Below are 8,001 nucleotides of genomic sequence, written 5' to 3' on the forward strand. Positions count from 1 at the left end.
AATGATATCTTTCTAGGGAAAAAAGTCAAGGTCATACCATACCATAATTTTAAACGGGAATTGCGGTTGTTTCATACAAGTTGAACGATCGAAACACCCCTTGAGAATAGGAGTAGTCAACAATCCACGGCCAAAAGGCCATGGGCTTGTAACTGCCCAGTCGTAGTAGCGGATAGCTCCTCCGACCTTTAACCCCAAGAGACATTGCTGTCTCAAGTGGCGTTACATCGTAGGGTGGTTGACAGCACCCTTTGCGGCAAAGTTTACTCTGCCGCAACTGTATCAGGTACTTGGCTATCATATAGATAGTTGATTCCCATGCGATACAGATTCATTGCGCCGATACGGTCATCGTTCGACTTGTAGCCGCAGTTCTTACAGGTAAACAGATGTATCTTCTTGTTGCGATTTGCCTGTTCTGTGTGTCCACAGACGGGACAGCACTGGCTGGTATACCGAGGGTCGACCTTGATTACGGAAGATTGGTTCTGTTTCGCCTTGTAGATGAGCTTTTGTTCGAGGTCATAGAAAGCCCACGATACAGAAACATAGCGGTGCTTCGTTTTGACACGTTCCGTGGCATGATGAATACCGGACAAATCTTCCAGAACGAAGAGAGTGTGCGCGGGGTTATTTACAACGAGTGCCTTTGATACACAATGGTTGACATCCTGCATCCAACGGTTTTCTCGTTGACCGATGCTTTTGAGTCTACGTCTTGAAGACGGGGTATGCCGCATCTGGAGTTCTTTTCTAAGTGCTGAATAGTGGGCTCTTTTCTGCTTGATGGACCGACCTCTCACAAACCCGGACTTGTGCTTGCTATCGTAAGTTGCAACGACGAAGTTGATGCCTCGGTCGATGCCTACAACATTACAGATATCGGAGAGATTACTCTCTTCTACATCATGGGTCACAGGGATATGTAGGAAGTACTTGCCATGCTTGTTCACCAGCTTGGCGGTGCCGAACCGGTAGATAGAGCGGTCGAAGTATTTCGACATCCCTTCCGCGAAATAAGGCAGTTTCACTCTTCCGCCGAGCGTGTTTATGGAAAAGCGGTCTTGCGTCAGAGAGTAATCTCTGTTCCAGACGAGGTCATACTGAGGTTTCTTGAACGACGGTTTGATCCACTCTTTCTGATTCTCAAGGATGGTCTTATATCTGGCAATGACCGTCTTGAATACAGACTGAGTCATTTGAGATTTTAGTCCGAATTCTGCGCGCAACGTAGGATACAGAGCTTTGTTGAGCGAAAACTGTTTTAAATCGTGTGTGCGAAACACATAATCCGAGACATAGTTGCACGCTTCACGATAGATAGACATCGTTTCATCAAGTAACGCCTTATCTTCATCAGATGCCACTACTTGGATTTTTGCCGTGATGGACATTTGCGCCATAGTCAATCCTCCTTCCTTTGTTATTTCACTAATACTATTATACAATTATAGATAGTGGACATCAAGGCGCATCGAGGTGACTTATGGATTGATGCCATAAAACAAAAGATTCAAAGCATCGCTGATGCTCATCACTACGAAATCGTGGCGATGGAAACAGACAAAGACCATGTGCATATTCTCCTCGGATACGACACGACAGATTCCGTCTGTAACATTGTCAAGACAGTAAAACAAGAAACGACACATCATCTTTGGCAAAGATTCGGGCCTTTCCTGGCCAAACACTATTGGAAGAAAAGGATATTCTGGTCCGATGGATACTTTGCCTGTAGTATCGGGGAAGTCTCCTCGGCAATTATCCAAAAGTATATCGAAAACCAAGGATGATGCGTCTTTACGAACAGGGCTCCTCCCACCGCCTAAAGGCATTGGGTTTCCGCCCAAACTATGTTGGAGGTATTTTTTATGAATATGATTTCAGAAGAGGTCCTGGCGCTTGAGCCTGATATAATCGCCTGGCGGCGCCACATGCATCAGAATCCGGAGCTCTCCTTTCAGGAGGTCCATACAACGGCTTACCTGACGGAGGAACTGAAAAAGATCCCAGGTCTGACATTGGAATTTCCCACCAAAACAGGCGTGGTAGCGGTGCTGAAAGGGGTCCAGCCTGGTCCGGTACTGGCCCTGCGAGCGGATATTGATGCGCTTCCCATTCAGGAGGAGACTGGGCTGCCCTATGCCTCCACAGTGCCCGGTGTCATGCATGCCTGCGGCCACGATGGCCATGCGGCCATGCAGCTTGCGGCAGCTAAGCTGCTTGCGGCGGAGCGGACCAGCCTCAGGGGCGAGGTGCGGTTCCTGTTCCAGCATGCGGAGGAGCTGCCTCCCGGCGGCGCGGTGGAAATGCTGAAGGCCGGCGTGATGGAGGGCGTGGACGAACTGTACGGCATGCACCTGAGCTCAAACTTCCCTACGGGCACCTTCGGTGTCCGGCCCGGGGCCCTCACCAGCGCCACGGACCGTTTCGATATCCGGGTCATCGGCAAGGGCGGTCACTCCGCGTTCCCGGAGACCTGCGTGGACCCCATCGTCATCGCCGGTGAGATCGTGGGAGCCTTGCAGACCCTGGTTTCCCGGCGTATCCAGGCGGTGGAGCCTGCCGTGGTGTCCGTGTGCATGATCCATGCCGGAGAGGCGTATAATATCATCCCCGGTGAGGTGGCCATCACCGGTTCCACCCGAACCTTCAGCAAGGAGACCCGGGAGCGGCTCCCCAAGCTGATGGAGGAGCTTGCCCGCGGCATCTGCGCGGCCCACGGCGCGGACTGCGATTTCAAGTTCACCTTGGGCTATGCCTCCGTAATGAATGACAAGGCCCTGACGGCTTCCAGCCGCAAGGTCATTGAGGAGCATTTCGGCGAAAGCGCTGTGCTGGAGATCGATCCCCTGATGCCCGGTGAGGATTTCTCCGCTCTGCAGGAAAACTGCCCTGGCTTTTTTGTGGAGCTGGGAGCCCGCAGTGAGGAAAAGGGTATTACCTTCCCCCATCACAACTGCCGCTACCTGATGGATGAGGATGCGCTGAAATACGGCGTGGAGTATCTCTATCAGTTGGTCCGCAGCCGTTTGTCGATCAGCTGAATCAAAGCGTGAGGCCTTGACAGGCACAGCGAAAAACGAAATATAGACCGAACCAAAAGCGGCGTTCCTAACTTCCGAGCTGGAAGAATAGGAACGCCGTTTTTTGCTATGCAAAATCAGAAATGTGCCATTTTCTCACCCCTGTGGGGCAACCGGAAATGGTGCACAACAACTTCGTGCACTGACATTTGCGCATTTTCGCGGTGCGGTACTCATGCATGAAGCTTGATACCTCAGTATTTACAGGCTGATGGCGCCGTCGGCGGTCTGAGCGTCCGTCAGCAGGGGGGCGTACTCCGCCAGCAGGCGTTCCACCTGCTCCTTGCAGCGGCCGATGTACAGGGACGGCTCCATCACGGCGTCCAGCTCCGCACGGGTCATGCTGAAGGCCGGGTCTGCGGCCAGACGGTCCAGCAGATCGCAGGGTTCGCCCTCCTTCATCCGTGCGGTGGCGGCCATGGAGTGCTGGCGGATCTTCTCATGCAGCTCCTGTCGGTCGCCGCCCCGCTTCACCGCCTCCATCATGATGTTTTCCGTGGCCAGGAAGGGCAGATATTCCCGGATGGCCCGGTCCACGATCTTCTCGTTGACGTGCAGCCCGTTGGTGACGTTCTGGCACAGCCGCAGCACCGCATCGGCGCAGAGGAAGCCCTCCGGCAGGGAAATGCGGCGGTTGGCGGAGTCGTCCAGCGTCCGTTCCAGCCACTGAACGGAGGCGGTCATGGGGGCGTTGGCGGCGTCGGCCATCAGATAGCGGCTGAGGGAGCAGATCCGCTCGGAACGCATGGGGTTCCGTTTGTAGGCCATGGCGCTGGAGCCGATCTGATTCTTCTCAAAAGGCTCTTCCACCTGACGGTCATGCTGCAGGAGCCGGAGGTCGTTGGCCATGCGGTAGGCGCTCTGGGCGATGGAGGACAGCACATTCAGAATCCGGCTGTCGGTTTTCCGGGGATAGGTCTGGCCGCAGACGGAGAAGCAGCGCTCAAAGCCGAAGGCGGCGGCGATCCGGCGGTTCATCTCGTCGATTTTCGCCCCGTCGCCCTCAAAGAGATCCATGAAGCTGGCCTCGGTGCCGGTAGTTCCCCGGCAGCCTAAGAAGCGCAGGGTGGCCAGCACGTGATCCAGTTCTTCCAGATCGGAGCGGAAGTCCTGCATCCACAATGCGGCCCGCTTGCCCACCGTCACCGGCTGGGCGGGCTGATAGTGGGTGTAGCCCAGAGTGGGCGTGGCAGCGTACTGCCGGGCAAAGGCCGCCAGATTCACCAGAACGGATAAGATCTGCCCACGCAGATACCGCAGACCGTCCCGGTAGAGGATCAGGTCGGCGTTGTCCGTCACATAGCAGCTGGTAGCGCCCAAATGGATGATCCCCGCCGCGGAGGGGGCCGCCAGACCGTAGGCGTAGACATGGGCCATCACGTCATGGCGGACTTCCTTTTCCCGCTGCTCTGCGGCAGCGTAGTCGATGTCGGTGACGTGGGCTTCCAGTTCCGCCACCTGCTCTGCGGTGATGGGCAGGCCCAGCTCGTGCTCCGCCCGGGCCAGCTCCACCCATAGCCGCCGCCAGGTCTGAAACCGCATATCCGGAGAGAACAGGTGCAGCATATAAGGGGAGGCGTAGCGGGAGGACAGGGGGGATTCGTAAATATCCTTGCTCATAAAGGCTCCTTCCAGCGTTTTTCCAATAGTTTACAGGAAGCGGGACGTTCTGTCCAGATTTGATGGGTCAGCGGATGATGAGGCTGTCCCGCTCCGCGCCCACGGATACATAGCCGATGTGACAGCCGATGGCCCGCTCCACATACTCCACGTAGTTCCGGGCGTTTTCCGGCAGCTCGTCCCAGCTGCGGACCTTGGAGATGTCGCACTTCCAGCCGTCCACGTACTCGATGACGGGCTTTGCGTCCTGAAGGCAGACGGGGAAGGGGAATTCGTCGGTCTGCTGGCCGTCCAGCTCATAATGGGCGCAGACGGGAATCTTGTCCATATAGCTGAGAATGTCCAGCTTGGTGAGGGCGATGGTGGTAGCCCCCTGAATCTCCACGCCGTAACGGGTGGCTACCAGGTCAATGGGGCCTACCCGGCGGGGCCGTCCGGTCTTGGCGCCGTATTCCGCGCCGGCATCCCGGAGCTTCTGGGCGTCCTCCCCGAACCATTCGCACACAAAGGGGCCTTCGCCCACGCAGGAGGAATAGGCCTTTACCACGCCGACCACATCGTCCAGCTTGGCGGTGGGCAGACCGGAGCCGACCGGCGCATAGGCCGCCACAGCGTTGGAGGAGGTGGTATAGGGATAAATGCCGTAGTCCAGGTCCCGGAGGGCGCCCAGCTGGGCCTCAAAGAGGATGGATTTGCCCGCTTTCTGGGCGTCCCGCAGGAACGCGGTGGTGTTTGTAATGTAAGGCTTAACTGCTTCACAGTACTTGTCTACCCAAGCTAACAGCTCGTCCAGCGTGTAGCCCTTGGCGCCGTAGACCTTCTGGAGGGTCAGATTCTTCCATTCCAGCAGATCCGCCAGATGCTCCTTCAAATGCTGGGGGTGGAGCAGCTCTCCGGCCATCACCGTCTTTTTCTGGTACTTGTCGGAATAGAAGGGGGCGATGCCCTGCTTGGTGGAGCCGTACTTCTTGTCAGCCAGCCGGGCTTCCTCCAGACCGTCCAGATCCCGGTGCCAGGGCAGCAGGAGGGAGGCCCGGTCGCTGATCTTCAGATTTTCCGGGGTAATGGACACCCCGGCGGCCCGGAGGGTGTTCATCTCCGCCAGCAGGTTTTCACAGTCCAGCGCCACGCCGTTGCCCAGAATGTTCACCACACCCTCCCGGAAAATGCCGGAGGGCAGCAGGTGGAGGGCGAAGGTGCCCCTGTCATTCACCACGGTATGTCCGGCGTTGCCGCCGCCTTGATACCGCACCACCACGTCAAAGTGGTTGGTGAGATAATCCACCATGCGGCCCTTGCCTTCGTCGCCCCAGTTGATCCCTACGATTGCGCAGTTTGCCATTTGAATTGCCTCCCAAATTACGTGCGGAAGCTCCGCACGGCATACGATTGCTTTTTTTGACCGGGTTATTATAGAATGGTTTTTTTTACAAGAAAAGAATGAAAATCAAATATTTACTATAAGAAGCGCTGATGCACCCGGATAAAAAACAGCTGCAGGGCAGGACGTTTTTCTGTGAAAAACAAACCGGCCCTCCGCGTCTCGGAGAGCCGGAAAAACGTCCCGGACCTTTTTAAAAGGTCCGGGGCGGCGGGGAAAGATTAAAATTTGTACTCCACGAACAGCTCCCGGACGGCGTTGGGGTCGGCGGGAGGGGCCTTGGGTGCTTCGGCAGGCTGGGCCGGGGCCTCGTGAGGGCCGTCCCGCCAGGCCAGGAACTTGGGGGCCACCTGGGGGAACAGGGCCAGAGACAGCACGTCCTCCTCAGACTTGGCGATGTCCTTGAACTGCTCTTTATAGGTTTCCAGCTCCGGGGCGATGTTGTCCGCCGGACGGCAGGTGATGACCTCTTCCGGATCGATGCCAGCCAGCGCCCGGACCTCCGGGTTCACCTGACCGGGCAGTGCGCCGTACTCGCCCCGCAGCAGTCCCTTGGACTCCTTGGGGAAGGTCTTGTACTTGCCCACGATGACGTTCATCACCGCTTGCGTGCCCACGATCTGGCTGGTGGGGGTCACCAGCGGGGGATAGCCGAAGTCCTTGCGGACGCGGGGGATCTCTGCCAGCACGTCGTAGTACTTGTCCTCCTTCCCGGCCTGCTTCAGCTGGGAGATCAGGTTGGACAGCATCCCGCCGGGGACTTGATAGAGTAGGGTGTTGGTGTCCACCCGCAGCACCTTGGGATCCAGGATCCCCTCGTTTTGCAGACGGGCCGCTACCTTGCGGAAGTGGGCAGCCGCGTCGCTGAGCTTGGACTGATCCAGCCCGGTGTCCCGGACGGTGCCCCGCAGCGTGGCCACCAGAGACTCCGTGGCGGGCTGGGAGGTGCCGTTGGCAAGGGGGGAGAGGGCGGTGTCCACGATGTCCACGCCGGCCATGGCGGCCATGAGGTTCACCATGTCGCCGGTGCCGGTGGTGTTGTGGGTGTGGAGGTGGATGGGGATGGAGACCGTCTCCTTCAGCCGCTTGATGAGGGAGTAGGCGTCCATGGGCAGCAGGAGGTTGGCCATGTCCTTGACGCAGATGGCGCTGGCGCCCATTTCCTCCAGCGTCTTGGCCAGCTCCACGAAGTAGTCCTCGTTGTGGATGGGGGAGACGGTGTAGCTCATGGTGGCCTCCACCTCGCCGCCATACTTCCGGGTGGACTTGATGGCCTGTTCCAGATTCCGCACGTCATTCAGCGCGTCGAAAATGCGGATGATGTCGATGCCGTTTTCAATGGACTTGCGGCAGAAGGCGTCCACCACGTCGTCGGCATAGTGCTTGTAGCCTAAGATGTTCTGGCCACGGAACAGCATTTGCAGCTTCGTGTGCTTCACGTGCTGGCGGATGGTCCGCAGCCGCTCCCACGGATCCTCGTTCAGGAAACGCATACAGGCGTCGAAGGTGGCGCCGCCCCAGCACTCCAGAGAGTAGTAGCCGATGGAGTCCAGCATTTCCAGCGCGGGGAGCATATCCGCCGTGGTCATACGGGTGGCCGCCTGAGACTGGTGAGCGTCCCGGAGGATGGTATCCGTAATGAGCAGGGGCTTGTTCGATAAAAATTCCATTGTTGCGGCAAGGGTACACCGTCCAATGTGAAGCATTGGGCGGTGAGGAATTGCCGTTCCCTCCTTTCGTGTATTAAAATTAAGCAATTAAATAACTCGTGGATTTTTCTACGAGTTTTAATTTTTTGAAAGAGATACCGTCCTTTATCATTTTCCCGTTTATCGTTTTAATGGTAAAGATTCCGGTAGTTCTTCTTCCCCAAATGAAGCAGTCCTGTCCGTTAAATTGGACTTTGTCAAAAAG

6 protein-coding genes are annotated in these 8,001 nt (G+C 56.8%); 2 read left to right on the forward strand and 4 right to left on the reverse strand.

From position 1 onward, the window contains the following. Positions 1–263: 263 nt before the first annotated feature. A complete protein-coding gene (locus H8Z83_RS16325) occupies positions 264–1,403 on the reverse strand; it encodes an RNA-guided endonuclease TnpB family protein (RefSeq protein WP_187016050.1) in 1,140 nt (379 codons plus the stop codon). A 54-nt stretch (positions 1,404–1,457) separates the two neighbouring features. Between H8Z83_RS16325 and tnpA the strand changes: the two genes are divergently transcribed. Together tnpA and H8Z83_RS16335 are read left to right on the forward strand one after the other, a co-directional pair. Then, positions 1,458–1,793: an IS200/IS605 family transposase gene (gene tnpA, locus H8Z83_RS16330; protein ID WP_366464490.1), complete on the forward strand. Its 336-nt coding sequence runs from the start codon at positions 1,458–1,460 to the stop codon at positions 1,791–1,793. Between the two features lie 78 nt (positions 1,794–1,871). Continuing rightward, positions 1,872–3,047, forward strand: a complete 1,176-nt coding sequence (locus tag H8Z83_RS16335) for a M20 metallopeptidase family protein (protein WP_187016051.1) — start codon at positions 1,872–1,874, stop codon at positions 3,045–3,047. 240 nt (positions 3,048–3,287) lie between these two features. Here H8Z83_RS16335 and purB read toward each other — a convergent pair whose 3' ends face one another. The 3 genes from purB to H8Z83_RS16350 all read right to left on the reverse strand — a co-directional run bounded on the left by purB (position 3,288) and on the right by H8Z83_RS16350 (position 7,757). Next, on the reverse strand, positions 3,288–4,706 hold the full coding sequence (purB, locus tag H8Z83_RS16340; RefSeq protein ID WP_187016052.1) for an adenylosuccinate lyase: 1,419 nt from the start codon (positions 4,704–4,706) through the stop codon (positions 3,288–3,290). A 67-nt stretch (positions 4,707–4,773) separates the two neighbouring features. Beyond that, entirely contained in the window at positions 4,774–6,048 is a 1,275-nt protein-coding gene (locus H8Z83_RS16345; RefSeq protein WP_187016053.1) for an adenylosuccinate synthase, read from the reverse strand. Positions 6,049–6,308: 260 nt separating this feature from the next. Further along, positions 6,309–7,757 (reverse strand): pyruvate carboxylase subunit B, encoded by a 1,449-nt coding sequence (locus tag H8Z83_RS16350; RefSeq protein ID WP_187016054.1) that lies wholly within the window; start codon positions 7,755–7,757, stop codon positions 6,309–6,311. Positions 7,758–8,001: the final 244 nt, after the last annotated feature.

Origin of the sequence: Dysosmobacter segnis, assembly GCF_014297285.1 — a bacterium.
Lineage (GTDB): Bacteria > Bacillota > Clostridia > Oscillospirales > Oscillospiraceae > Oscillibacter > Oscillibacter segnis.